This is a genomic window from Cupriavidus sp. 05T42 (assembly GCF_056396345.1).
The window spans coordinates 1-484 of record NZ_JBFTLH010000065.1 but is presented as its reverse complement, the minus strand read 5'-3'; the positions used below and the strand labels follow the sequence as shown (position 1 = coordinate 484).

Here is a 484-nt window from a genome sequence, read left to right as displayed (position 1 = left end):
AGTACTTCCTTAAGGTTCCCGGCGCGGCCAGCGCCGGGGCATTGTCGGTGGTGTCGTTCGAGGCTGTGGAGCGGCTAGGCGAACCCTATGCCGTCACGGTTCAACTCACGCACCCTGCCGAACTGGATCGTGCCGATTATCTCGGCAAGCCGGCCAGCTTCCTCATCGACCCCGGCGATAGTTCCCCGCCGCGCATCTTCGCCGGCTTTATTTCCTGTTTCTCGAAGACAGCCCAGACGCGGGACTTCCAAGCCTACGCGATGGTCGTCGAACCGCTCGTTGCGAGGCTTCGGCTTACGCGGTCCACCCGCATCTACCAGCACCAGACCGCGCCAGAGATTATCGAGGCGATTCTGCGGCGGCATGAACTGGTCGGGCATCAGTTTTCCTTCAGGCTTCGACGCCAATATCCCCAGCACGCGTTCCGCTTCCAGTATCAGATGTCCGATTGGGAAACCATCCGCCTGCTGATGGAGCAGGAGGG

General features: G+C 61.4%; 1 protein-coding gene. It reads left to right on the top strand.

The window, feature by feature from the left end; translation table 11 throughout:
* Nucleotides 1–484 (top strand): contractile injection system protein, VgrG/Pvc8 family (locus tag AC1EJR_RS27340; RefSeq protein WP_477113959.1); only part of this gene is annotated, 484 nt, incomplete at both ends.